21 protein-coding genes are annotated in these 23,065 nt (G+C 66.4%); 12 read left to right on the top strand and 9 right to left on the bottom strand.

Translation table 11 applies throughout. From position 1 onward, the window contains the following. Positions 1-61: 61 nt before the first annotated feature. From KBW98_RS11025 to KBW98_RS11015, 3 genes are read right to left on the bottom strand one after another with little or no spacing between them, the layout of a single operon-like run. On the bottom strand, positions 62-838 hold the full coding sequence (locus KBW98_RS11025) for a BPSS1780 family membrane protein (RefSeq protein ID WP_211520182.1): 777 nt from the start codon (positions 836-838) through the stop codon (positions 62-64). Then, positions 835-1,794 carry a homoserine kinase gene (locus KBW98_RS11020; protein ID WP_211520181.1) on the bottom strand — a complete coding sequence of 320 codons (960 nt, stop codon included), beginning with the start codon at positions 1,792-1,794 and terminating at the stop codon, positions 835-837. The genes KBW98_RS11025 and KBW98_RS11020 overlap by 4 nt, the downstream gene beginning before the upstream one ends. A gap of 55 nt (positions 1,795-1,849) precedes the next feature. Next, the gene (locus tag KBW98_RS11015) at positions 1,850-2,314 is read right to left on the bottom strand and encodes a hypothetical protein (RefSeq protein ID WP_211520186.1); all 465 of its coding nucleotides are present in this window, start codon (positions 2,312-2,314) and stop codon (positions 1,850-1,852) included. Between the two features lie 214 nt (positions 2,315-2,528). Here KBW98_RS11015 and polA point away from each other — a divergent pair, with 214 nt between their 5' ends. The 4 genes from polA to KBW98_RS10995 all read left to right on the top strand — a co-directional run bounded on the left by polA (position 2,529) and on the right by KBW98_RS10995 (position 8,170). After that, positions 2,529-5,303: a DNA polymerase I gene (gene polA / locus KBW98_RS11010; RefSeq protein ID WP_211520180.1), complete on the top strand. Its 2,775-nt coding sequence runs from the start codon at positions 2,529-2,531 to the stop codon at positions 5,301-5,303. 294 nt (positions 5,304-5,597) lie between these two features. Further along, a complete protein-coding gene (locus tag KBW98_RS11005; RefSeq protein WP_211520179.1) occupies positions 5,598-6,356 on the top strand; it encodes a carboxypeptidase-like regulatory domain-containing protein in 759 nt (252 codons plus the stop codon). A 77-nt stretch (positions 6,357-6,433) separates the two neighbouring features. After that, entirely contained in the window at positions 6,434-7,318 is an 885-nt protein-coding gene (locus tag KBW98_RS11000) for a dienelactone hydrolase family protein (RefSeq protein ID WP_211520178.1), read from the top strand. A 114-nt stretch (positions 7,319-7,432) separates the two neighbouring features. Further along, on the top strand, positions 7,433-8,170 hold the full coding sequence (locus KBW98_RS10995; protein ID WP_211520177.1) for a ZIP family metal transporter: 738 nt from the start codon (positions 7,433-7,435) through the stop codon (positions 8,168-8,170). Between the two features lie 121 nt (positions 8,171-8,291). Here KBW98_RS10995 and KBW98_RS10990 read toward each other — a convergent pair whose 3' ends face one another. The 3 genes from KBW98_RS10990 to KBW98_RS10980 are packed head-to-tail and all read right to left on the bottom strand — an operon-like array spanning position 8,292 to position 11,189. Next, entirely contained in the window at positions 8,292-9,146 is an 855-nt protein-coding gene (locus KBW98_RS10990) for a sulfurtransferase (protein WP_211520176.1), read from the bottom strand. Between the two features lie 8 nt (positions 9,147-9,154). Continuing rightward, complete coding sequence (locus KBW98_RS10985) at positions 9,155-10,075, bottom strand: DMT family transporter (protein WP_211520175.1); 921 nt, start codon at positions 10,073-10,075, stop codon at positions 9,155-9,157. Positions 10,076-10,088: 13 nt separating this feature from the next. Then, positions 10,089-11,189, bottom strand: coding sequence for an aromatic ring-hydroxylating dioxygenase subunit alpha (locus tag KBW98_RS10980; RefSeq protein WP_211520174.1), 1,101 nt, complete (start codon positions 11,187-11,189; stop codon positions 10,089-10,091). A 340-nt stretch (positions 11,190-11,529) separates the two neighbouring features. Here KBW98_RS10980 and KBW98_RS10975 point away from each other — a divergent pair, with 340 nt between their 5' ends. The 3 genes from KBW98_RS10975 to dxs are packed head-to-tail and all read left to right on the top strand — an operon-like array spanning position 11,530 to position 14,540. Continuing rightward, positions 11,530-11,778 carry an exodeoxyribonuclease VII small subunit gene (locus KBW98_RS10975; RefSeq protein WP_211520173.1) on the top strand — a complete coding sequence of 83 codons (249 nt, stop codon included), beginning with the start codon at positions 11,530-11,532 and terminating at the stop codon, positions 11,776-11,778. Then, positions 11,775-12,668: a polyprenyl synthetase family protein gene (locus tag KBW98_RS10970; protein ID WP_211520172.1), complete on the top strand. Its 894-nt coding sequence runs from the start codon at positions 11,775-11,777 to the stop codon at positions 12,666-12,668. The genes KBW98_RS10975 and KBW98_RS10970 overlap by 4 nt, the downstream gene beginning before the upstream one ends. After that, positions 12,669-14,540: a 1-deoxy-D-xylulose-5-phosphate synthase gene (dxs, locus tag KBW98_RS10965; protein ID WP_211520171.1), complete on the top strand. Its 1,872-nt coding sequence runs from the start codon at positions 12,669-12,671 to the stop codon at positions 14,538-14,540. It begins immediately after the preceding gene. A 203-nt stretch (positions 14,541-14,743) separates the two neighbouring features. Here dxs and KBW98_RS10960 read toward each other — a convergent pair whose 3' ends face one another. After that, positions 14,744-15,442: a 2OG-Fe(II) oxygenase gene (locus KBW98_RS10960; RefSeq protein ID WP_211520170.1), complete on the bottom strand. Its 699-nt coding sequence runs from the start codon at positions 15,440-15,442 to the stop codon at positions 14,744-14,746. Positions 15,443-15,486: 44 nt separating this feature from the next. Continuing rightward, positions 15,487-16,041, bottom strand: coding sequence for a cob(I)yrinic acid a,c-diamide adenosyltransferase (locus tag KBW98_RS10955; protein ID WP_211520169.1), 555 nt, complete (start codon positions 16,039-16,041; stop codon positions 15,487-15,489). An 81-nt stretch (positions 16,042-16,122) separates the two neighbouring features. On the opposite strand from KBW98_RS10955, the gene KBW98_RS10950 reads away from it, so the two are divergent. From KBW98_RS10950 to KBW98_RS10930, 5 genes are all read left to right on the top strand, one after another. Continuing rightward, positions 16,123-17,604, top strand: a complete 1,482-nt coding sequence (locus tag KBW98_RS10950; RefSeq protein WP_211520168.1) for an FAD-linked oxidase C-terminal domain-containing protein — start codon at positions 16,123-16,125, stop codon at positions 17,602-17,604. Positions 17,605-17,612: 8 nt separating this feature from the next. After that, positions 17,613-18,668, top strand: coding sequence for a glycolate oxidase subunit GlcE (gene glcE, locus KBW98_RS10945; protein WP_211520167.1), 1,056 nt, complete (start codon positions 17,613-17,615; stop codon positions 18,666-18,668). Between the two features lie 3 nt (positions 18,669-18,671). Next, positions 18,672-19,892 carry a glycolate oxidase subunit GlcF gene (gene glcF, locus KBW98_RS10940; protein ID WP_211520166.1) on the top strand — a complete coding sequence of 407 codons (1,221 nt, stop codon included), beginning with the start codon at positions 18,672-18,674 and terminating at the stop codon, positions 19,890-19,892. 37 nt (positions 19,893-19,929) lie between these two features. After that, a complete protein-coding gene (locus KBW98_RS10935; RefSeq protein ID WP_229429118.1) occupies positions 19,930-20,247 on the top strand; it encodes a hypothetical protein in 318 nt (105 codons plus the stop codon). A 118-nt stretch (positions 20,248-20,365) separates the two neighbouring features. Beyond that, on the top strand, positions 20,366-22,402 hold the full coding sequence (locus tag KBW98_RS10930) for a glycoside hydrolase family 97 protein (protein WP_211520165.1): 2,037 nt from the start codon (positions 20,366-20,368) through the stop codon (positions 22,400-22,402). A 49-nt stretch (positions 22,403-22,451) separates the two neighbouring features. Here the strand turns inward: KBW98_RS10930 and KBW98_RS10925 are convergent, their stop codons facing one another. Beyond that, positions 22,452-22,934 carry a glutathione peroxidase gene (locus tag KBW98_RS10925; protein ID WP_211520164.1) on the bottom strand — a complete coding sequence of 161 codons (483 nt, stop codon included), beginning with the start codon at positions 22,932-22,934 and terminating at the stop codon, positions 22,452-22,454. Positions 22,935-23,065 lie beyond the last annotated feature (131 nt).

Genomic DNA, 23,065 nt, shown 5'->3' with positions numbered 1-23,065 from the left:
CGGGCCGGGGCGGGGTTGGCCCCCCCAACCCACCCCGGGGGGGGGGGGAACCCCCCCCACGCTACTTGCTCAAATCCACCTTCACCGCCTCATCCTGCGGCTTCCCGAAAATCTCCCGGTACCCCGCATACATCGCGCACTGCAGCAGCAGGATGAACAGGAAGATCAGCCACATGATCAGCACGCGGGTGATATTGGTCCCGCCCAGGATCATGGTCAGCACCATGGTGATCGCGAAGAAGATCGCGAACCACGCCAGCAGCAGCACGATGAACACGCGCGCGCTGCGCAGCACGGCGAAGAAGCTGTAGAAGGTCGCCTTGAAAGGGCTCATCTTCTGCCAGTAGGCCAGCGGCGCCGCGAAGCACAGGGCCATCAGGGCCGCCACGTCGAGGCCGAAGATCGCGAACATCGCCATGATGTCCGAGGCCGCCACTTCCGGCTGGCCGCCTTCGCGCCCCTGGCGCGCCACGTTTTCCCAGAAGCCCGGATCGACCGCGAAGCGCGTGACCAGGGCCAGCAGCAGCGACACGCCCAGGTACACCAGTCCCACCTTGCACAGTTCCGCGAAGGCCGGTTTGCGGAAGCCCGTCAGCAGCACCGCCGGCGTGACCCGCTGCCCGTTCTCGATCATCAGGCAGGCCTGCATGAAGGCCATCGAGAACGCGGGAATCAGGACCACCGCGATCATGGGCCCGAGCAGGGGCACGGCGCTGATGCCGATGCTGATCAGGATATTCGCGAACAGCAGCGTGGTCAGGGCGGCGGGTTGTTGACGGAACAGGCTGGCGCCTCGCTTGAGCCAGGTCCAGCCGGTAAGTGCGGGCAATGAGTTCATGTAGGCAGTTCGGGCGCGGGGCAGGCGATGCGCTCGCGCAGGATGCGTTCAAAATGGGTCGGGTCGTGCGGCGTGAGCAGCTCCGCCGCACGGGGTAGATGCAGATCGTACAGGCGCGACAGCCAGAACCGCAAGGCGCCGGAGCGCAGCATCGGCTGCCAGGCGGCTTGTTCGTCCGGCGTGAAGGGCCGCACGGCATGGTAGGCATCGAGCAGGGCGCGCACGCGCGCTTCGTCGAGTGTGCCGGTTGCCAGGTCGATGCACCAGTCGTTGACGGTGACGGCCACGTCGAACAGCCAGGTGTCGCAGCCGGCAAAATAGAAGTCGAAGCAGCCGGTCAGGCGCTCCCCCTCGAACATGACGTTGTTGCGGAACAGGTCGGCGTGCACCGGTCCGCGCGTCAGGCGCCCGTAGGTGGCGCCGGCCGCGAAGGTCTGCTGGAACGCGACCTCGCCGCGCAGCAGCGCCGCCTCGGGTTCGCTCAGGAAGGGCAGGACCTCGGGCGCGGTGGCCGTCACCCAGTCCAGGCCGCGCAGGTTGGGCTGCTGCAGTGCGAAGTCTTGCGCGGCCAGGTGCATGCGCGCCAGCATCCGGCCCACTTCGGCGCAGTGCGCCGGCTGCGGGTCCATCTGCGAGGCGCCGCTCAGGCGGCTGACGATGATGGCGGGCTTGCCGTGCAAGGCCACCACCAGCTCGCCGTCCACGTTCGGGACCGGCGCCGGCACCGGAATGCCGCGTTCGGCCAGGTGGCGCATCAACTGCACGTAGAAGGGAAGCTGCTCGAAACGGAGGTTCTCGAAGATCGTCAGCACATATTCTCCCCGCTCGGTGCTCAGGAAGAAGTTGCTGTTGTCGATGCCGGAGGAGATGCCTTCGAGCCGGAGCGCCTGGCCGAGGGGGAACTGCTTGATCCACTGGGTAAGGTCATCCAGCGAGACCGCGGTGAAAACTGCCATGTGCTAGCAAAGAGTCAGGTGAGTGATGTCGCCGGCCGCGCCGCGGCCGGAAGTCTTATTTTTTCGGAGCCTGTTCGAGAGGCGGCGGGGGCGGCGCCTCGGCGCGCGCCGGCGCACCGGGCTTGGCCGGGGCCGGGGCTACCGGCTGCTCGGTCGCACCCTGCTTTTTGGGATTGCCAAAATCGAACTCCATCACCTGCCATTGTGGGGCACGGATTGCACTGCTCTGGGCGTCGCCTGGTTGGGCGTTTCCAGCTGGAACGTTGGGTTTCATGGTGTAGCGGCTGGGGCCGCTTTGCACTTCGACTTCGGTGACCTGGCCGCCCTGCTTCTTCTCGGTGATGCGGGTGCGCTCTTTCGGCGGAATGGTGGTGGCCGGCACGTCGCTGCCCGGCTCGATGCGGTCGAGCTTTGGCGGTTCCTGGCTCGGCGGCTGCTGGGTTTGCTGCTGGGCGGCGGCGAAACCGGAGGCAATCAAGCACAGCGTCAGGAGGGCGGAGCGGGAAGATGTGCGCAGCATGATGGTCACCTTGTGTCGTTTAGACCATTTTAACAAACAGCGTCGCTTCCCTGTGAAAAGTGTGCTGGCGACCCTATATATGGAGCAATGAAGAAAGCCTTCCCGGCAGGGAACTTGTGCTTTCTCCAACCCGATTCTGCGATAATGCCGGACACCCGGCGCGCCCCTCCGGCGGCTTTCGCGCTACCCATTTCGCCCCACCAGATTTCGCCCTATGGACAATACCCTGCTGCTCGTTGACGGATCCAGTTATCTCTACCGCGCCTACCACGCACTGCCGGACCTGCGCAGCCCGGACGGATTCCCGACCGGCGCCATGCACGGCATGGTCAACATGCTGCGCCGCCTGCGCACCGACTTCCCGGCGGCCTACATCGCCTGCGTGTTCGACGCCAAGGGCAAGACCTTCCGCGACGACCTGTATCCGGAGTACAAGGCCACGCGCGCCTCGATGCCGGAAGACCTGGGCAAGCAGATCGAGCCGATCCACGAAGTGGTGCGCCACATGGGCTGGCCGATCCTGATGGTCGAGGGCGTGGAGGCGGACGACGTGATCGGCACCCTGGCGGTGCAGGCCTACGCGCGCGGCATGAACACCGTGATCTCCACCGGCGACAAGGACCTGGCCCAGCTGGTCAACGACAAGGTCATGCTGATCAATACCATGACCAACGACCGGCTCGACGAAGCCGGCGTGATCGCCAAGTTCGGCGTGCCGCCGAACCGCATCATCGACTACCTGACCCTGATCGGCGACACGGTCGACAACGTCCCGGGCGTGAACAAGTGCGGTCCCAAGACCGCGGTCAAGTGGCTGACCCTGCACGGCTCGCTCGACGGCGTGGTCGAGAATGCCCACAGCATCGGCGGCGCGGTCGGCGAGAACCTGCGCGCGGCCCTCGAATGGCTGCCGCGCGGCCGCGAACTGATCACCGTGAAGACCGACTGCGACCTGGCGGCCCACGTGGTCTCGTTCGAGGAAACCCTGGTCGGCCGTCCGGAAGACGCCGAGGCCCTGCGCGACTTCTTCCAGCGCTACGGCTTCAAGACCATGCTGCGCGACCTGGGCGGCGCCGCCCGTGCCGATGGCGCGGTGGCGCCGGCCCGCGGCGCCGGCCCCGGCGGCGCGCCGCTCAACTCGCCGGAGGGGGCGAGCGGCCACCTGCCGGGCATGGCCGTCATCAAGGGCGAGTACGAAACCGTGCTCACCGACGAACAGTTGGATAAATGGCTGGCCCTGGTCGACGCCGCCGAACTGACTTCGGTCGACACCGAGACCACCTCGCTCGACCCGCTGGCGGCCGAGATGGTCGGCATCTCGCTGTCGGTGGAAGCGGGCAAGGGCGCCTACATCCCGGTCGCGCACCGCTACGCCGGCGCGCCCGACCAGCTCTCGCGCGAGCACGTGCTGGAGCGCATGCGCCCCTGGCTCGAGAATCCGGCCAAGCCCAAGCTCGGCCAGAACCTGAAGTACGACATGCACATCTTCGCCAACCACGGCGTGCAATTGAAGGGCATCGTGCACGACACCCTGCTGCAGTCCTACGTGTTCGAGTCGCACAAGCCGCACGACATGGACACCATGGCCATGCGCCACCTGGGCTACACCACGATTCCCTACGTGGACGTGTGCGGCAAGGGCGCCAGCCAGATCTGCTTCGACCAGGTGGAACTGGCGCGCGCGACCGAGTACGCGGGCGAGGATTCCGACATCACCCTGCGCCTGCACCAGGCCATGCTGGGCCATGTGGAAGCCGACCAGGGCCTGAGCTATATCTACCGCAACATCGAGATGCCGACCATGGAGGTGCTCCAGAAAATCGAGCGCAACGGCGTCCTGATCGACAGCGCGCTGCTGGAAGTGCAGTCGTCCGAGCTGGGCAAGCGCCTGCAGGAGCTTGAACAGCAGGCCTATGAACTGGCCGGCGGCCCCTTCAACCTGGGTTCGCCCAAGCAGATCGGCGAGATCTTCTTCGGCAAGCTCCAGCTCCCGGTCATCAAGAAAACCGCCACCGGCGCGCCCTCGACCGACGAGGAAGTGCTGCAGAAGCTGGCCGAGGATTATCCGTTGCCGAAGATCCTGCTCGAGCACCGCGGCATGTCCAAGCTGAAGTCGACCTATACCGACAAGCTGCCCAAGATGGTCAACCCGAAGACGGGCCGGGTGCACACCAACTACGCGCAGGCGGTGGCGATCACCGGCCGCCTGTCCTCGAGCGACCCGAACCTGCAGAACATCCCGGTCAGGACCGCGGAAGGGCGCCGCATCCGCGAAGCCTTCGTCGCGCCGCCGGGCAGCGTGATCGTCTCGGCCGACTACTCGCAGATCGAGCTGCGCATCATGGCGCACATCTCGGGCGACGCGGCGATGCTGAAGGCCTTCGCGGAAGGCGAGGACATCCACCGCGCCACCGCCGCCGAGATCTTCGGCGTGCCGGCGGAAGAAGTGCAGAGTGAGCAGCGCCGCTACGCCAAGGTCATCAACTTCGGCCTGATCTACGGCATGAGCGCCTTCGGCCTGGCCCAGAACCTGGGCATCGAACGCGGCGCCGCGGCCAGCTACATCGACCGCTACTTCGCACGCTTCTCGGGCGTGAAGCAGTATATGGACGAGACCCGCCTGCAGGCCAAGGCGCGCGGCTACGTCGAGACCGTGTTCGGCCGCCGCCTGTGGCTCCCGGAAATCAACTCCCCGAACGGCCCGCGCCGCGCCGGCGCCGAACGCGCGGCGATCAACGCGCCGATGCAGGGCACGGCGGCGGACCTGATCAAGCTGGCCATGATCGCGGTGCAGGGCTGGATCGAGACCGAGGGGCTGGCGACCCGCATGATCATGCAGGTGCACGACGAACTGGTGCTGGAGGTGCCCGAGGCCGAGCTGGAACTGGTGCGCGTCAAGCTGCCGGCGCTGATGGCGGGCGTGGCCAAGCTGAACGTGCCGCTGCTGGCGGAGACGGGCGTGGGCAAGAACTGGGAAGAGGCGCATTGACCAGCATCCACTAGCCACCTGCCCTTAGACCGTCATTCCGGCGAAGGCCGGAACCCAAGTTTGCCCGAATGCCGTAACGCTCGCACGCACCACGGCTTCTCGACGAACTCAGGTTCCGGCCTTCTCCGGAACGACGTTACGGGGCGCGTGTCGCAAAACCACCACCACACCTCCCCTCCGTCTGTAAAGTCTGTAAGCAACTGTTTCAAGGTGCGTTGTCGAACGCTACATATTTGTCTGGAATGCTAGGATGAGCCCATCGGCCCGCCGAGGCGGCCAGCCAGGTATCCAGCAATGTCCAAGACCCGATTCCGCCTCGTCCTGACCAGCGCCGCCATCGGCGCCGCCGTCCTCGTCGCCTGCCGCGGCGGCGGCGATGTCGCGCAGGACACGCCAGCCAGCACCCATGCGCACCAGCCAGTGGCCAAGCCGGCGCCTGCCCCCGGCAGCATCGCAGGCTTCGTCAGCACCGCGCTGCTGGGCCCCAGCGTGCAGGTCTCGGCGCAGCAGGACGGCGTCATCGCCGCTACCGCCACGCCGAACCGGGACACCGGCGAATTCCTCCTCCCGCGCCTGGCCCCGGGGCACTACGAGGTCGTGATCACCGCCGCCGACAGCGCGGCCAGCGTGGTCGCCGCGGTGCCGGTCGCCGCCTCCCATTCCACGATCCTGAGCACGGCCAGCGCGCCGATCATGCTCGCCCCGGGCAATACCGGTTCGATCGGGGGGAGGGTGAACCTGCATCCCGCGATCGGCAAAGGCGCCACCGTGGCCGCCAGGCAGCGCCTTGCGGATGGTCCCACCATTACCGTCAAGGTCCAGGGCGCCGAGCCGGCAAGCGGCGCCTACACCCTGGCCAGCCTGCCGGTAGCACCACCCCAGCTGGCGACCTACGGCAAGCGCTTGCCGCTGGTGTTCAGCGCCAGCAGCGCGGCCACGCCGGGCCGCTACACGGTGGAAGCCGCCGCCACGGGCTACGCGCCCAAGACGGTCGACAAGGTGGACATCGCGATGGCGAACCGCTCCAGGCTGAATTTTGCCCTCGTCCCCTAAGCCGTTTCGAGCTCAAGCGTGCGCCCCCGGGTCTTTGCTAAACTAGCAAGCCTGTCCAACTGACTGAAGGGGTGAGCATGAAAGATCTCGTATCCGATGGCAGCAGCCTGGTGTCCGCCAGTGCATTTGGCGACGGCGTCGACCGCCGCAACTTCCTGAAGGCGGCGGTGGGCAGTGGTTTCGCCGCGGCCTCGCTGCCCGTCGTCGCCCAGACGATGGTCCAGACCAGCCTTGACGGCCTGGACGCCGCCGACCACATTGTCGTCATCAACGGCCAGGACGTACGGGTCTACCGCGCCCAGCCCAAGGACCGCACCAACCTGCCGGTGGTGCTGGTGATTTCCGAGATCTTCGGCGTGCACGAACACATCAAGGACGTGGCGCGCCGCTTCGCCAAGGCCGGCTACATGGCCGTGGCGCCGGACCTGTTCGTGCGCCAGGGCGACGCGACCAAGGTCGCCAACATCGCCGACCTGATGCGCGACATCGTCTCGAAGACGCCGGACGCCCAGGTCATGTCCGACCTCGACACCGTGGTCAAGTGGACCAAGCAGCGCGGCGGCAACACCGACAAGCTGGGCATCACAGGCTTCTGCTGGGGCGGCCGCATCACCTGGCTGTACGCGGCGCACAACCCGAACGTGAAGGCCGGCGTGGCCTGGTACGGCCGCCTGGTGGGCGAGACCAACGCCAACCAGACGAAGCAGCCGATCGATGTCGCCCAGGCCCTGAAGGTGCCGGTGCTAGGCCTGTACGGCGCCAAGGACCAGGGCATTCCGCTGGAATCGGTCGAACGCATGCGCAAGGCGCTCGCCTCGGGCAACAGCCGCTCGCAGATCCACGTGTACCCGAACTCGGGCCACGCCTTCCACGCCGACTACCGCCCCAGCTTCAACGCCGACGACGCCAAGGACGGCTGGAGCAAGGCGCTGAACTGGTTCTCGACCCACGGCGTGGCCTGATCTTGCACGGCCGCGGGCCGGGGACGGTACAATCTCCGGTTTGCGCTTGACCGCAAGACCAGAACAAGAGGCTTACAAATCGATTCCATTCTCGGCTCCATCCTGCTGGCGACCATGGTCGCCGGCGTCCTCAGCATCACCGGGGCGGCCATTTTCTCGTTCGCGCTGCTCTCGAAGGTGGTGGAGCGGATGGTCAGCCTGTCGGTGGGCATCATGCTGGCGACCTCGCTGCTGCATGCGCTGCCCAGCGCCTTCGAATCCGGCGCCGACCCGCGCAGCCTGTTCGCGACCCTGCTGGGAGGATTGCTGGCCTTCTTCGTGCTGGAGAAAATGGCGATCCTGCGCCATTCGCACCACCACGAGGGCGACGGCCATCACCATGCCCATGGTCACGACAAGCGCGAGGCCGGCAAGTCGGGCTGGATGATCCTGATCGGCGACGGGATGCACAACTTCACCGACGGCATCCTGATCGCCGCGGCCTTCCTGGCCAACCCCGAGCTGGGCATCGTGACCGCGCTGGCGATCGTCGCGCACGAGATCCCGCAGGAGATCGGCGACTTCATCGTGCTGCTGAACGCGGGCTTCTCGCGCCTGCGCGCGTATGTGTTCAACCTGCTGTGCAGCCTGATGTCGGTGGCGGGGGGCTTGCTGGGCTACTTCACGCTGGATAAGGCGAGCGACCTGATTCCCTATGTGCTGGTATTCGCGTCATCGGGCTTCATCTATATCGCGGTGAGCGATCTGATGCCGCAGATGCAGAGGAGGGCGACGGTGCGGGAGTCGGTGCCGCAGGTGGTGCTGATCGCGCTGGGGGTGGGGGTGGTGCTGGGGTTGAATCGGTTGGTGTGAGCGCTGGTGGCTGCGCTGCGTGAACTTGGGTCCCCGCCTTCGCGGGGATGACGTGCATCTGCTAACGACTACTTGCTTTTGCACGTCGTCCCGGCGAAGGCCGGGATCCAGGTTTGCGTGATCAATCCGCGCCTTTGGCAACCGGCCGCGACGCATCCCCCACCCACTCGCTCCACGACCCCGGATACAGCGCCGCTCCCGGCATCCCGGCGACTTCCAGCGCCAGCAGGTTATGGCAGGCCGTCACGCCCGAGCCGCACTGCATGATCGCTTTCGACGGATCGTCCACCACGGCCGCGAACTCCTCGCGCAGCTGCTCGGGCGCCTTGAAGCGCCCGTCCGCCTGCAGGTTGTCCTTGAAGAAGCGGTTGCGCGCGCCGGGAATGTGGCCGCCCACCGGATCGATGGTCTCGTTCTCTCCGCGGAAGCGGTCGGCCGCACGCGCATCGATGACGACGCGCTCGCCCTTGTCCAGGTTTTCCATCACCTCGAGCACGCTCACGGTCGGCACGAAGGGTGCGCGGATCGTGAAGCGTCCCGGCGCGCGCGCGGGCACGTCGCCCGTCAGCGGCTTGCCCAGCGACTGCCAGGCCGCCATGCCGCCGTCCAGCACCGCCACCGCCTCGTGGCCGAGCCAGCGCAGCATCCACCACAGGCGCGCCGCGTACATGCCGCCGTGCGCGTCGTAGGCCACGACCTGGGAGTCGTCGCTCACGCCCCAGCCGCGCAAGAGTGCGGCCAGCGCTTCCTTCTCCGGCAGTGGGTGGCGGCCCCTGAAGGCGCCGTCCGTACCGTACTTCGAGCCCGACAGTTCGGTCTCCATGTCGCCGAACACCGCGTTCGGCAGGTGGCCGATGGCATAGCCTTCGCGGCCGGCGGTCAGGTTCATCAGGTCGTGGCGGCAGTCCACGACGATCCAGTCCGGGTCGTCGATGTGGGCCGCGAGGTCGGCGGCGGTGATCAGGGTCTTGTACATGGCGCTCCTCAGGTTTCGCTGGCGATCGGATCGGTCTTTTCCTGCACGGCCCCGCGGGCCGTCTTCTGCGTATTGTAGAACGTCGCGGCGATCCCGGAGGCGAGGATGACGCCGATGCCCAGCCAGACATGCCAGTTGAAGCGGTCGCCCCACAAGGCCAGGCCCCACAGGCTGGAGAATACGATGCCGGTGTACTGGAGGTTGGCCACCACCAGCACCTTGCCCACGCGGTAGGCGCGCGTCATGGCCATCTGCGCCAGCAGGGCCGAGAAGCCGATCCCCAGCAGCAGCGCGGCGCTGGTGGGCGTGTGCGCATGGAAGAGCGCATCCTGCGGGCCGTCGCCCAGCAGGGTGCCCGCCAGGCCGGCCAGGGTGGTGGTCAGCGAGAAGTAGAACACCACGCGGTATTCCGGCTCGCCCATCTGGCCGAGTTTGCGCACCTGCATGTAGGCCATGGCCGAGATCACCGACGAACAGATGCCGGCCAGGCCGCCCAGCCATTGATTGCTTTCGACGGCCGGCTGCAGCACCAGGGTCACGCCAAGGAAGCTCATGGCGATCGCCAGCACCAGCGGCCATTCGGCATGCTTGGTCCCGGTCCACCAGCCGGTGGCGAACATCCAGGCGGCGATCCAGATCGGCGCCATGTAGTTGAGCGTGACGGCGGTGGCCAGCGGCAGGCGGGTAATGGCGAAGAACCACAGCCACAGCGAGGTGACGCCGACGACGCTGCGCCAGATGTGGGCCTTGGGGAAGGGCGTCCTGAAGGTGCCGCCCTGGTGGCGCACCATCAGCATCAGCATCAAGGTGCCGATCAGGCCGCGGTACATCAGGAGTTCGGAGGTGGAGTAGAACTCCGAGGCCAGCTTCACGCCCGCGCCCATGGCGGCAAACGCGAAGCTGGCGAACAACATCCAGAGAGAAGGCATTACGTTCCTAGTTTTACAGCTCCAGCTTGCTGCGGTACCACTCGTGGAAATGCTGCATGCCGTCTTCCATCGGCGACTGGTAGGGGCCGACTTCGTTGACGCCGCGGTTCATCAGGATCCTGCGGCCCGCATCCATGCGCAGCGCGATCTCGTCGTCCTCGACCGCGGTTTCCATGTAGGCGGCGCGCTCGGCCTCGACGAAGCCGCGCTCGAACAGCACGAACTCCTCGGGGTAGTAGAACTCGACCACGTTGCGGGTCTTCTGCGGTCCGACCGGCCACAGGGTCGACACCACCAGCACGTTCGGATACCACTCGACCATGATGTTCGGGTACAGGGTCAGCCAGATGGCGCCGTACTTCGGCGGTTGGCCGTTGTTGAACTTCAGGACCTGTTCCTGCCATTTTTTATAGGCGGGCGAGCCGGCCTTCTGCAGGGCGCGGTTCACGCCCACGGTCTGCACGCTGTAGTCGCGGCCGAACTCCCATTTCAGGTCGTCGCAGGAGACGAAGTTGCCCAGGCCCGGATGGAAGGGCTCGACGTGGTAATCCTCCAGGTAGACCTCGATGAAGGTCTTCCAGTTGTAGTCGCACTCGTGGATCTCGACGTGGTCGAACATGTAGCCGCTGAAGTCGAGGTCGCGGGTCACCTCCATGTGCTTCAGCTTGTCCATGACGTCGTAGCCGTTCTGCTCGAACAGCAGGCCGTTCCAGTTCTGCAGCGGCGTCTTCGACAAATTCAGGCAGGGCGTTTCCGCGAAATGCGGCGCGCCGATCAGTTGGCCCTTCAGGTCGTAGGTCCAGCGGTGCAGCGGGCACACGATGTTGTTCGCGTTGCCGCGGCCATTGAACATCAGCGCCTGGCGGTGACGGCAGACGTTGGACAGGACTTCGATGCCGCCGGCATTACGCACCAGCATGCGGCCTTCGTGTTCGGAAGCGAGTGTCGCGAAATCACCGATTTCCGGGACCATCAGCTCGTGGCCGACGTACCTCGGGCCCTTGTGAAACAGTTGCTGCATCTCGCGCTGCAGCAGCGCTTCGTCAAAGTAGACATTTACCGGAAGCTGAGCGCAGGAGCGCGCCAGCTTGGCGTGGGTAGCCAGATCGGACATCCCAACCCCCCTTTAATCAATTATTACCAAAGAAGAGAAAGAATCCAAAGACCAGTATTTTGGTAAAAGGAATACGGTATTTCGGACAGAACCGGAGATTATACCGTGTAACGAGCTCTACAGTCTTGGGCCGGCGCGGGAATGTGGTGCACGGGTGCACAAAAATTGCCGGAAAGGCATCGTTTTCATGAGGGGGGAAGGGGAGTCGGCTAAAATGTGGCCTTGCGAACAAGTTGCGGATGGTGCAACGCGGACACCCGTCCGAGGGTGGATTGATCTAAAATACGCGATTGGACCGACCCATGGCGCACAACTGATGCCGCCTTCACGAAACAATTCTATGCCAAACACTACTACCGCCGCGCCTCCCGCATCCTTCGAGGAAGCCATGGCCGAGCTGGCCCAGCTGGTCACCCAGATGGAATCCGGCCAGCTGCCGCTGGAAGCCTCGGTCGCGGCCTATGCGCGCGGCTCGGAGCTGGTGAAATACTGCGCCGCCCAGCTGGAAAAGGTCGAGGCCCAGGTCAAGGTGCTCGAGGGCGACATGCTCAAGCCCTTCTCCAGCGACGGCGACGAGGGCGCGCAATGACGGAACTGGCATTCAAGGACTGGGTCCAGGACGTCCAGGCGGACGTCGAGCGCGCGCTCGAGACCTTCCTGCCCGAAGCGACCTCGGTTCCGCACAAGCTGCACGAGGCGATGCGCTACACCGCCCTGGGCGGCGGCAAGCGCGTGCGCCCGCTGCTGGCCTACGCGAGCGGGGCGCTGTTCGGCGCCGACTTGCGCGCGCTGGCGCGCGTGGCCGCCGCGGTGGAAATGATCCACGTGTATTCGCTGGTCCACGACGACATGCCCTGCATGGACGACGACGCCCTGCGCCGCGGCAAGCCGACGGTGCACGTGGCCTACGACGAAGCGACCGCGCTGCTGGTCGGCGACGCGCTCCAGGCCCAGGCCTTCCAGGTGCTGGCCGAGGCCGACACCCTGCCGCCCGGCCGCCTGGTGGGCATGCTGCGCCTGCTGGCCGAAGCCGCGGGTTCGGCCGGCATGTGCGGCGGCCAGGCGATCGACCTGGACAGCGTCGGCCTGGCGCTCACCCGCGAGGAGCTCGAGCGCATGCACCAGCTCAAGACCGGCGCCATGCTGCGCGTCTCGGTGATCCTGGGCGCCCTGGCGGGCCGCGACCTGGAGCCGCGTGAGCTGGAAGCGCTGGCCACCTATTCGAAGGCGATCGGCCTCGCCTTCCAGGTGGTCGACGACGTGCTCGATGCGACGGCCGATTCGGCCACCCTCGGCAAGACCGCCGGCAAGGACGCGGCCGACAACAAGCCGACCTATGTGTCGATCCTCGGGCTGGAGCCGTCGCGGGCACTGGCCGAGCAATTGCGGCGCGAAGCGCATGAGGCGCTGGCGCCATTTGGAGAACAAGCACTGCGGCTGCGCGAACTCGCGGACCTGATCGTGCAGCGGAAGGCCTAAATGAAACTGCTAGAAACCATCAACGACCCGTCCGACCTGCGCCAGCTTCCGCGCACGCAGCTGACGCCGCTCGCCCACGAACTGCGCCAGTTCCTGCTCGACTCAGTGTCGAAGACCGGCGGCCACCTGTCGTCCAACCTGGGCACGGTCGAGCTGACCATCGCGCTGCACTACGTGTTCAACACCCCGCGCGACCGCATCGTGTGGGACGTGGGCCACCAGACCTATTCGCACAAGATCCTGACCGGCCGCCGCGAGCGCATGCCCAGCCTGCGCCAGCTGAACGGCCTGTCGGGCTTCCCGAAGCGCGACGAGAGCGAATACGACACCTTCGGCACCGCCCACTCGTCGACTTCGATCTCGGCGGCCCTGGGCATGGCCCAGGCGGCCAAGCTGAAAGGCGAGGACCGCCACGCGATCGCCGTGATCGGCGACGGCTCGATGACCGCCGGCATGGCCTTCGAGGCGCTCAACAACGCGGGCGTCGAGGACGACATCAACCTGCTGGTGATCCTGAACGACAACGACATGTCGATCTCGCCGCCGGTGGGCGCCCTGAACCGCTACCTGGCGCGCCTGATGAGCGGCCAGTTCTATGCCGCCGCCAAGAACGTCGGCCGCAGCGTGCTGCCGGCGCCGATGCTGGACCTGGCGCGCAAGCTCGAGGAACACGCCAAGGGCATGGTGGTCCCGGCCACGATGTTCGAGGAATTCGGCTTCAACTACATCGGCCCGATCGACGGCCACGACCTGGAATCCCTGATCCCGACCCTGGAGAACATCAAGAAGCTCAAGGGTCCGCAGTTCCTGCACGTGGTGACCAAGAAGGGCCAGGGCTACAAGCTGGCCGAGGCCGAGCCGATCCTGTACCACGGCACCGGCAAGTTCAACCCGGCGGAAGGCATCAAGCCGTCCGGCGCGCCGAGCAAGATCACCTACACCGAAGTCTTCGGCAACTGGCTGTGCGACATGGCGGCCGTGGACAAGCGCCTGGTCGGCATCACGCCGGCGATGCGCGAAGGCTCGGGCATGGTGCGCTTCCACCAGGAATACCCGGCCCGCTACTTCGACGTCGGCATCGCCGAGCAGCATTCGGTGACCTTCGGCGCCGGCATCGCCACCGAAGGCCTGAAGCCGGTGGTGGCGATCTACTCGACCTTCCTGCAGCGCGCCTACGACCAGCTGATCCACGACGTGGCGCTGCAGAACCTGGACGTGACCTTCGCGCTCGACCGCGCGGGCCTGGTGGGCGCCGACGGCGCGACCCACGCCGGCAACTACGACCTGGCCTACCTGCGCTGCATCCCGAACATGGTGGTGATGGCCGCCTCGGACGAGAACGAGTGCCGCCAGATGCTGACCACCGCCTACCACTTCCCGGGCCCGGCCGCGGTGCGCTATCCGCGCGGCGCCGGCGTGGGCGCGGCGATCCAGCCCGAGCTGACCTCGATCGAGATCGGCAAGGGCGTGTTGCGCCGCGAAGGCAAGGACATCGCGATCCTGGCCTTCGGCTCGATGGTGGCGCCGAGCCTGGCCGCCGGCGAGGAACTGAACGCCACGGTCGCCAACATGCGCTTCGTGAAGCCGCTCGACGTCGAGCTGGTCAAGCGCCTGGCCAAGGACCACGCCTGCATCGTGACGGTGGAAGAGGGCTGCATCATGGGCGGCGCCGGTGCTGCTGTCGCGGAAGCGCTGGCGGCGGAAGGCCTGGCCAAGCCGATGCTGATGCTGGGCCTGCCGGACAAATTCATCGACCAGGGCGACCCGGCGGCGCTGCTGGCCTCGGTGGGGCTGGATGCCAAGGGCATCGCGGCGTCGATCCGCCAGCGGTTTGCGGGTGGGGAGCCGAGGCTGGTGGTGAACAATATCTGACGTTAACGTCGAAATGTGAAAAGGGGTTCCTGCGCAAGCGGAACCCCTTTGTCGTTTTAAGTGCCAGCCTAAAAGCCGTCATCCCCGCGAAGGCGGGGACCCAAGTTCGCGTGAGTGGCTGCGGCGCGAACTTGGATTCCCGCCTTCGCGGGAACGACGGTTTGGGGGCTAACGCAGAGAGCAGTGAAGCGGTGTGCTAACGCTCAAGCCTTCCCAAACAGCGTCTCCGCCCGCTGATACAAGATCCACGACGTCGCAATATACTTGTCCCCGCTCTTCGGCACATGCCCCTTGTGCGTATGCGTGAACCCCGCCGGTGCGATCACCAGGCGGCCCTTCTTCGGCGCCACCTTGCGCCCCTGGTAGAGGAACTCGGTCTCGCCGCCTTCCTCCACGTCGTTCAGGTAGAACTGCCACAGCAGCACCCGGTGCAGCGTCTCGCAAGACGCGTTCTGCGGGTAGATCTCGGAATGCCAGTGGTGGTAGCCGCCCGTGCCCTTCAGGTACTTCTGCAGGTTGACGCTGCCCGGACGGTAGAGCGTCTGCATCAGCTCCTCGATGTGCGGCTTGCCCACCTGGTCGAAGTTCTCCATCGAGAGTACGGTCGGCTTGCCGGTCTCCGGATGGGCCAGGGAAGGGGAGAGCGATCCCATCACCAGCATGCGGTAGCGGTCGATGTAGTCTTCCAGATGGCGCGACATGGTCTGCAGCAGCATGCCGGTCGCGTCGTTCCACTCGGGGAACTGGCTGATCGTGATGTCGTAGCTGTCCTTCTTTTCCACGTCCACGCCCATGCCGGTGCGCCCGCGGCCCACCTTGTCGCTGGCGTCGAAGCGCGCCACCAGGGCGTCGCATTGCTCCGGGCTCAGGGCGCCGTCGTATACTCCGATAAAGTCTTCCACTGCTGCGGTCTCCGTTGTGTTTTTTATCGCGGATCTTGATCGAATCAGCCGCGCTTGCGCTCGTGCTGCCACAGCACGTCCGCGCCGCCGGCGAAGCGATTCAGCACGCGCGCCAGTACGAACATCAGGTCCGACAGGCGGTTCACGTACTGACGCGGGTGGGCGTGGATCTGCTCGGCCTTGGACAGCGCCACGATGGCGCGCTCGGCGCGGCGGCACACGGTGCGGCACACATGGGCCGTGGAGGCGGCGCGCGAGCCGGCCGGCAGGATGAATTCCTTCAGGACCGGCAGGTCGGCGTTGTACTTCTCGAGCAGGCCGTCGAGGCGCGCCACGTGCTCTTCCTTGATCATCTGGTAGCCCGGGATGCACAGCTCGCCGCCCAGGTCGAACAGGTCGTGCTGGATCGAGACCAGCTCTTCGCGCAGCTCGGCCGGCATGTCCTCGCACAGCAGCAGGCCCACAAAGGAGTTCAGCTCGTCGACCTCGCCGAGCGCATGGATGCGTGCGCTGTCCTTGCCGGTGCGGCTGCCGTCGCCCAGGCCGGTGCTGCCGTCGTCGCCGGTGCGCGTCGCGATTTTTGAAAGTCGGTTGCCCATGATGTTGTGTAATGTAGAGTGTTAAAAAAACGATAGGCCGAGCATACGACAAAACGTGCCAAATGTGCTTACAATCTGAGCATGTCCGCCCACCATTTCCCTCACGCCGAACGACGCCGGCAGGTCGCCAGTGCGCTGCGTGCGCGGCTTTCCGAAGGCCGCGTGCTGTCCGATCCCGAAGACACCCGTCCCTACGAATGCGACGGCCTGGCCGCCTACCGCCAGCTGCCGCTGATCGTCACCTTGCCTGTCGACGAAAGCGAAGTGCTGGCGATCATGCAGGTCTGCCGCGAGCTCAATGTCCCCATCGTCCCGCGCGGCGCCGGCACCGGCCTGTCGGGCGGCGCGCTGCCGATCGCCGACGGGGTGGTGATCTCGACCGCGCGCATGAACCGCATCGAGCGCGTCGATCCCTACGCGCGCACCGCCGTCGTGCAGCCGGGCGTGCGCAACCTCGCGATTTCCGAGGCGGCCGCACCCTACGGCCTGTACTACGCACCCGACCCATCCTCGCAGATCGCCTGCACCATCGGCGGCAACGTGGCCGAGAACTCGGGCGGGGTGCACTGCCTCAAGTACGGACTGACCGTGCACAACGTGCTGCGCGTGCGCGTGGCCACCATCGATGGCGAGATCGTCGAGCTGGGCGGGGATAGCCTGGACGCGCCCGGCCTGGACCTGCTGGCCGTGTTCATCGGCTCCGAAGGCATGCTCGGCATCGTTCTCGAGGTGACCGTCAAGCTTGTGCCCAAGCCCGCCGTGGCCCAGGTCATCATGGCCTCCTTCGACGACGTGGTCACCGCCGGCAACGCGGTCGCCAACGTGATCGCGGCCGGCATCATCCCGGCCGGGCTGGAGATGATGGACCGCACTTCGGTGCGCATGGTCGAGCCTTTCGTGAAGGCCGGCTACGACCTGGACGCCGCCGCCATCCTGCTGTGCGAGGCCGACGGCACCGCGCTCGAGGTGGCCGAGGAAATCGAACGCATGAGCGCCGTGCTGCAGGGCGCAGGCGCGACCGCCATCGCGGTGTCGCAGAGCGAGGCCGAGCGCGTGCGCTTCTGGTCCGGGCGCAAGAACGCGTTTCCGGCGGCCGGGCGGATCTCTCCCGACTACTATTGCATGGACGGCACCATCCCGCGCAAGCAGCTGGCGCGGGTGCTGTCCGACATCGAGAAAATGGAGCAGACCTTCGGCCTGCGCTGCGCCAACGTGTTCCACGCGGGCGACGGCAACATGCACCCGCTGATCCTGTTCGACGCCAACCAGCCGGGCGAATTCGAGCGCGCCGAAGCCTTCGGCGCCGCGATCCTGGCGCTGTGCGTGGAAGTGGGCGGCACCATTACCGGCGAACACGGGGTAGGCATGGAGAAGATCAATTCGATGTGCGTGCAGTTCGGCCGCAAGGAGCTGGACGCCTTCTTCGAGGTCAAGCGCGCCTTCGACCCGGCCATGCTGCTCAACCCGGACAAGGCGATCCCCACGCCGCACCGCTGCGCCGAATTCGGCAAGCTGCACGTCCACGGGGGCGCCTTGCCGTTCCCGGATTTACCGCGTTTTTAAGAGAATCCATGCAGTCGATCGAACAATTACAGGAACGCGTGCGGGCAGCGGCGGCCGATGGCCGGAAGCTGCGCATCCGCGGCGGCGGCACCAAGGACTGGTATGGCCAGCGCCTCGAAGGCGAGATCCTCGACACGCGCGGCCACACGGGCATCGTCGATTACGAACCCACGGAACTGGTCATCACCGCGCGTTGCGGCACACCCCTGCGCGAGATCGAGGCCGCGCTGGCCGAACGCAGGCAGATGCTGGCCTTCGAGCCCCCGCACTTCGGCGAGGATGCCACCTTCGGCGGCGCCATCGCGGCCGGCCTGTCCGGCCCGCGCCGCTCGTCCAGCGGCGCCGTGCGCGACTTCGTGCTGGGCGCCAGGCTGCTGGACGGGAAGGGCGATGTCCTGTCCTTCGGCGGCCAGGTGATGAAGAACGTGGCCGGCTACGACGTCTCGCGCCTGCTGGCCGGCTCGCTCGGCACCCTGGGCGTGCTGCTGGAGATCTCGGTGAAAGTGCTGCCGCGCCCCTTCGCCGAGACCACGCTGCGCTTTCGCATGGGCGAGATCGACGCCATCCGCAAGCTCAACGAATGGGGCGGCCAGCCGCTGCCAGTGGCCAGCAGCTGCTGGCACGACGGCGTGCTGGCGCTGCGCCTGTCCGGCGCCCAGGCGGCGGTCGATGCGGCCGTACGCTCGCTCGGCGGCGAGGTGATGCCGGACTGCGGGCCGTTCTGGGCCAGCCTGCGCGAGCAGCGTCATCCCTTCTTCGCCGGCGAAGGCGCCTTGTGGCGCCTGTCGGTGCCGCCGACCACCGGGGCCATCGTGCTCGGCGGCGCCCAGCTGATCGAATGGGGCGGGGCCCAGCGCTGGCTGCGCGCAGAGGGTGACGCCGCCACTGCCGAGTCCATCCGCCGCACCGTGGGCGCCTGCGGCGGCCACGCCACCCTGTTCCGCGGCGGCGACAAGGGCGTGGGCGTGTTCCAGCCCCTGCAGCCGGCGCTGGCGAAAATCCACGAACGCCTGAAGTCCTCGTTCGATCCGTCGAACGTGTTCAACCCGGGACGGATGTACTAAGCCATGCAAACCAATCTCGCCGATTTCATCAAGGGCACGCGCGAAGGCGAAGAAGCCGAAGCGATCCTGCGCGCCTGCGTGCACTGCGGCTTCTGCACCGCCACCTGCCCGACCTACCAGCTGCTGGGCGACGAGCTCGATGGCCCGCGCGGCCGCATCTACCTGATCAAGCAGGTGCTGGAAGGCGCCGAGCCGACCCGCAAGACCCAGCTGCACCTGGACCGCTGCCTCACCTGCCGCAACTGCGAAACCACCTGTCCCTCGGGCGTCAAGTACGGCCGCCTGGTCGACATCGGCCGCCGCGTGGTCGAGGAACGCGTGGCGCGGCCCTTCAAGGACCGTGTCAAGCGCACCACGCTCAAGGAGTTCCTGCCGCGCACCGGCCTGTTCAAGCCGGCCTTCATGGCCGGGCAGGCGGCGCGTCCGCTGCTGGCCAAGGACCTGCAGGACAAGCTGCAGCCGGCGCGCCCGGCTGGGCGCTGGCCGACGCGCACGCATGCGCGCAAGATGCTGGTGCTGGACGGCTGCGTGCAGCCGGCGATGGCGCCCAACATCAACGCGGCCACCGCCCGCGTGCTCGACGCACTCGGGGTGCAGCTCATCAATGCGCCGAAGGCAGGCTGCTGCGGCGCCGTGCGCTACCACCTGAACGACCAGGCCGGCGGCCTGGACGACATGCGGCGCAACATCGACGCCTGGTGGCCCTACGTGGAGCAGGTGGAGGCCATCGTCATGACCGCCTCGGGCTGCGGCGTCACGGTCAAGGAATACGGCCATTTGCTGGCGCACGACGCGGCCTATGCGGCCAAGGCCCGGCGCATCTCGAGCATGACCAGGGACCTGTCCGAGATCCTGCCGCCCTTCCAGGACGAGCTGGCCGCAAAGCTGAAAGGCCGTATCGGCAAGCGCGTGGCCTACCATCCTCCCTGCACCCTGCAGCACGGCCAGCAGATCCGCGGCAAGGTCGAGGGCGTACTGCACGCGGCCGGCGTCGACGTGGTGCTGTGCGGCGACAACCACCTGTGCTGCGGCTCGGCCGGCACCTATTCGGTGCTGCACCCGGAGATCGCGCATGCACTGCGCGACCGCAAGCTGGCCAGCCTGGCGGCCACGGGCGCCGAAGAGATCGTCTCGGCCAACATCGGTTGCCTGACCCACCTGCAGTCCGGCACCCACACGCCGGTCACGCACTGGATCGAGCTGCTCGACCGCGCGCTGGCCTGAAGAGTGGTAGCATCGCGCCCTGTTTTGAAAGGAGGCGATGATGAGTTTTATGTTCCAGCTCCTGCGCGAGGACGAGGGCTTGCCGCCGGCCGTCGTCTTCGAGGACAGCACCAGCCCAGGCTTCGTGCCCTTGTGGGAAGAAATCGGCGTATATGAGGCCCTGTACAACAGCGACGGCAAGCGGGCGCGCGAGGTCTCGCGTGCGATCGCCTTCGGCGTGGACCGCGCCAGCGAGGAAGCCGCGCTCACGCGGCTGCTGCCGGCCGGCCTGACGCTGGAGGAGGCGGTGCGCTTCCTGGAGAACGTGCACCGTGGCTGCACCACCCATCCGGTTGCCGAAGTAAAGACACGCTAAAGCAACGCTCTTCCTTGCGTTGGTAGTCGAGTTACATCTTTTGTCTTATCATCGAAGCAAATCTACCGATGGAGAGGTAGTTTTGCTACCTCATCGGATAAGAACAGGAGACTCCCGCATGCACCTGCGCCGCATCGCCGCCGTCCTGGCGGCTTCCTTCACGCTCGGCCTGCCCGCCTGGGCGCAAGAGCTCATCGCCAGCGCCACGTCGCCCGACCAGCAGATCGGCGTCGAGGTGCAGCTCGACGGAGGCAAGCTGGCCTACACGGTCAAGCGCCGCGGCAAAGAGGTGATCGGGCTGTCGCGCCTTGGCTTCAACCTGGCCAATGCGCAGAAACTCGACGGCGGCTTCAGCCTGCGCGAACAGAAAATCAGCGAGCATGACGGCACCTGGGAGCAGCCATGGGGCGAGCGCCAGTTCGTGCGCAACCGCTACCGCGAGCTGCGCGTCGCGGTCGAGCAGAAGAACAAGGGCAATCGCCGCCTCGACATCGTATTCCGCATCTACGACGACGGCATCGGCTTCCGCTACGAATTCCCGGCCCAGCCCCAGCTGCGCGATGTCGAGATCCTCGACGAGCTGACCGAGTTCACGGTTGCCCAGCCGGCCACCGCCTGGTGGATCCCGGCCGGCGAGCTGCCGGGACTGGAAGAGCAGGTGCGCAAGGCGCCGCTCAAGGAGATCGGCATCGCCAATACGCCGCTCACCCTGCGCCTGGACGACGGCACCCACATCGCCTTCCACGAGGCGGCGCTGGTCGACTACGCCTCCATGTGGCTGCGCAAGGTCGATGGCCAGAAGCTGCGCGCCATGCTCGCGCCTTCGTCCTACGGCCCGGCCGTGGTCAAGCACGGCGCCTTCACCACGCCCTGGCGCACTGTGCAGATCGCCGACAACGCGGCGGGCCTGGCCATGTCGGACCTGATCCTCAACCTGAACGAACCGAACAAGCTGGGCGACGTGTCCTGGGTGAAGCCTTCAAAGTTCGTCGGCGTGTGGTGGGAGATGCACCTGCAGAGCGGCACCTGGAACGCGGGTCCCAAGCATGCCGCCAACACCGCCAACACGAAGCGCTACATCGACTTCGCCGCCAAGAACGGTTTCCGCGGCGTGCTGGTCGAAGGCTGGAACCAGGGCTGGGAAAGCGACTGGGGGCACGGCGGCGCGGACTTCAGCTTCACCAAGTCCTATCCGGACTTCGACCTGCCCCGTTTGGCCGCCTATGCGAAATCGAAGGGCGTACGCCTGATCGGTCACCACGAGACCGGGGCCAACGTGCCGGCCTACGAAAAGCAGATGGACGCGGCCTACAAGCTGTATGCCATGCACGGGGTCGACAGCGTCAAGTCGGGCTATGTGCACGAAGCGGGCAGCGCCCTGTTCACGGGCCGCGACGGCAAGCCGCGCTTCGGCCACTACGATTCGCAGGACGGCGTGCGCCACTTCCTGAAAGCCGTCACCGAAGCGGCCAAGTACCGCATCGCGATCGACACCCACGAGCCCATCAAGGACACCGGCCTGCGCCGCACCTATCCGAACTGGATGACGCGCGAAGGCGCGCGCGGCGTCGAGTACAACGCCTGGGGCAATCCGCCCAACAGCGTGGACCACGAGGCCAAGCTGGTGTTCACGCGCATGCTGAGCGGGCCGATGGACTACACGCCGGGCGTCCTGAGCCTGGTGGGGGCGGACGGCAAGGTGTTCAACTCGACCCAGGCCAAGCAGCTGGCCAACTTCGTGGTGATCTATTCGCCGCTGGTGATGGCGGCCGACCTGCCCGAGAACTACGAGAAATACCCGGCGGCCTTCAAGTTCATCCGCGACGTGCCGGCCGACTGGGCGGACACGCGTGTCCTGAATGGCGAAGTGGGCGAGTTCGCGACGATCGCGCGCAAGGCCAGGGGTTCGCAGGACTGGTACCTGGGCGCCGTCACCGACGGCCAGGCACGCACCCTGGCGCTGCCGCTGGGCTTCCTGGAGCAGGGCAAGCGCTACACGGCCGAGATCTACCGCGATGGTGATGCGGCCGACTACCGCACCGAACGCCGCTTCGACCTGGTGACCGAGACCAGGACCGTCACGGCGGGCGACACGCTGCAGCTGAAGCTGGCGCCGGGCGGGGGGCAGGCGATCCGGTTCTCGCCACAACCATGAGGTGATCGGCCAGTACGGTTGGCGGCGTAGCCGCCAACCGTACGGAGGTTTATTGCGCGAGCAGCTTTTCGATATCGCCGCTGATCTCTTCCGGCTTGGTCTGCGGCGCGTAGCGCTTGACGACCTTGCCGTCCTTGTCGACCAGGAACTTGGTGAAGTTCCACTTGATGCCCTCGGTGCCCAGCACGCCGGGGGCTTCGCCTTTCAGGTATTTGTAGAGCGGATGGGCGTCGGCGCCGTTGACCTCGACCTTGGCGAACATCGGGAAGCTGACCCCGTAGTTCTTCTCGCAGAAGGCGCCGATCTCGGCCTCGGTGCCCGGTTCCTGCTTGCCGAACTGGTTGCAGGGGAAGCCCAGCACGGCCAGGCCCTGGCCGGCATAGCGGCGGTGCAGCTCTTCCAGTCCCTTGTACTGCGGGGTGAAGCCGCATGCGCTGGCGGTGTTCACGATGAGCATGACCTTGCCGCGGTAGGCAGCGAGGTCGACGGGTTGTCCGTCCAGGGAGGTGGCCTGGAAATCGTGGGCGGTCATGGTCGTCTCCATCTTGTTTAAAAGAGGGAGTGTATGACAAGGGGGGAATGTTTGCTTTGGGGTGGTTCGGGCAAACCTGGGTCCCCGCCTTCGCGGGGATGACGTGTAGAGGTAGCGGACTACGACGACTG

Source organism: Massilia sp. ST3 (assembly GCF_018119405.1).
Lineage (GTDB): Bacteria > Pseudomonadota > Gammaproteobacteria > Burkholderiales > Burkholderiaceae_D > Telluria.
The sequence above is the reverse complement of the archived record's forward strand: the minus strand, read 5'-3'. Positions and strand labels throughout refer to the sequence as shown.

What these genes read in the sequence shown, in the direction of transcription:
- KBW98_RS11025 (WP_211520182.1), bottom strand. Translation starts at nt 838, where the DNA reads ATGAACTCATTGCCCGCACTTACCGGCTGGACCTGGCTCAAGCGAGGC.
- KBW98_RS10995 (WP_211520177.1), top strand. Translation starts at nt 7,433, where the DNA reads ATGGTCGCCGGCGTCCTCAGCATCACCGGGGCGGCCATTTTCTCGTTC.
- KBW98_RS10985 (WP_211520175.1), bottom strand. Translation starts at nt 10,075, where the DNA reads ATGCCTTCTCTCTGGATGTTGTTCGCCAGCTTCGCGTTTGCCGCCATG.
- KBW98_RS10980 (WP_211520174.1), bottom strand. Translation starts at nt 11,189, where the DNA reads ATGTCCGATCTGGCTACCCACGCCAAGCTGGCGCGCTCCTGCGCTCAG.
- polA (WP_211520180.1), top strand. Translation starts at nt 2,529, where the DNA reads ATGGACAATACCCTGCTGCTCGTTGACGGATCCAGTTATCTCTACCGC.
- dxs (WP_211520171.1), top strand. Translation starts at nt 12,669, where the DNA reads ATGAAACTGCTAGAAACCATCAACGACCCGTCCGACCTGCGCCAGCTT.
- KBW98_RS11000 (WP_211520178.1), top strand. Translation starts at nt 6,434, where the DNA reads ATGAAAGATCTCGTATCCGATGGCAGCAGCCTGGTGTCCGCCAGTGCA.
- KBW98_RS11015 (WP_211520186.1), bottom strand. Translation starts at nt 2,314, where the DNA reads ATGCTGCGCACATCTTCCCGCTCCGCCCTCCTGACGCTGTGCTTGATT.
- KBW98_RS10930 (WP_211520165.1), top strand. Translation starts at nt 20,366, where the DNA reads ATGCACCTGCGCCGCATCGCCGCCGTCCTGGCGGCTTCCTTCACGCTC.
- glcF (WP_211520166.1), top strand. Translation starts at nt 18,672, where the DNA reads ATGCAAACCAATCTCGCCGATTTCATCAAGGGCACGCGCGAAGGCGAA.
- KBW98_RS10950 (WP_211520168.1), top strand. Translation starts at nt 16,123, where the DNA reads ATGTCCGCCCACCATTTCCCTCACGCCGAACGACGCCGGCAGGTCGCC.
- KBW98_RS10955 (WP_211520169.1), bottom strand. Translation starts at nt 16,041, where the DNA reads ATGGGCAACCGACTTTCAAAAATCGCGACGCGCACCGGCGACGACGGC.
- KBW98_RS10935 (WP_229429118.1), top strand. Translation starts at nt 19,930, where the DNA reads ATGATGAGTTTTATGTTCCAGCTCCTGCGCGAGGACGAGGGCTTGCCG.
- KBW98_RS11020 (WP_211520181.1), bottom strand. Translation starts at nt 1,794, where the DNA reads ATGGCAGTTTTCACCGCGGTCTCGCTGGATGACCTTACCCAGTGGATC.
- KBW98_RS10990 (WP_211520176.1), bottom strand. Translation starts at nt 9,146, where the DNA reads ATGTACAAGACCCTGATCACCGCCGCCGACCTCGCGGCCCACATCGAC.
- KBW98_RS10970 (WP_211520172.1), top strand. Translation starts at nt 11,775, where the DNA reads ATGACGGAACTGGCATTCAAGGACTGGGTCCAGGACGTCCAGGCGGAC.
- glcE (WP_211520167.1), top strand. Translation starts at nt 17,613, where the DNA reads ATGCAGTCGATCGAACAATTACAGGAACGCGTGCGGGCAGCGGCGGCC.
- KBW98_RS10925 (WP_211520164.1), bottom strand. Translation starts at nt 22,934, where the DNA reads ATGACCGCCCACGATTTCCAGGCCACCTCCCTGGACGGACAACCCGTC.
- KBW98_RS10975 (WP_211520173.1), top strand. Translation starts at nt 11,530, where the DNA reads ATGCCAAACACTACTACCGCCGCGCCTCCCGCATCCTTCGAGGAAGCC.
- KBW98_RS11005 (WP_211520179.1), top strand. Translation starts at nt 5,598, where the DNA reads ATGTCCAAGACCCGATTCCGCCTCGTCCTGACCAGCGCCGCCATCGGC.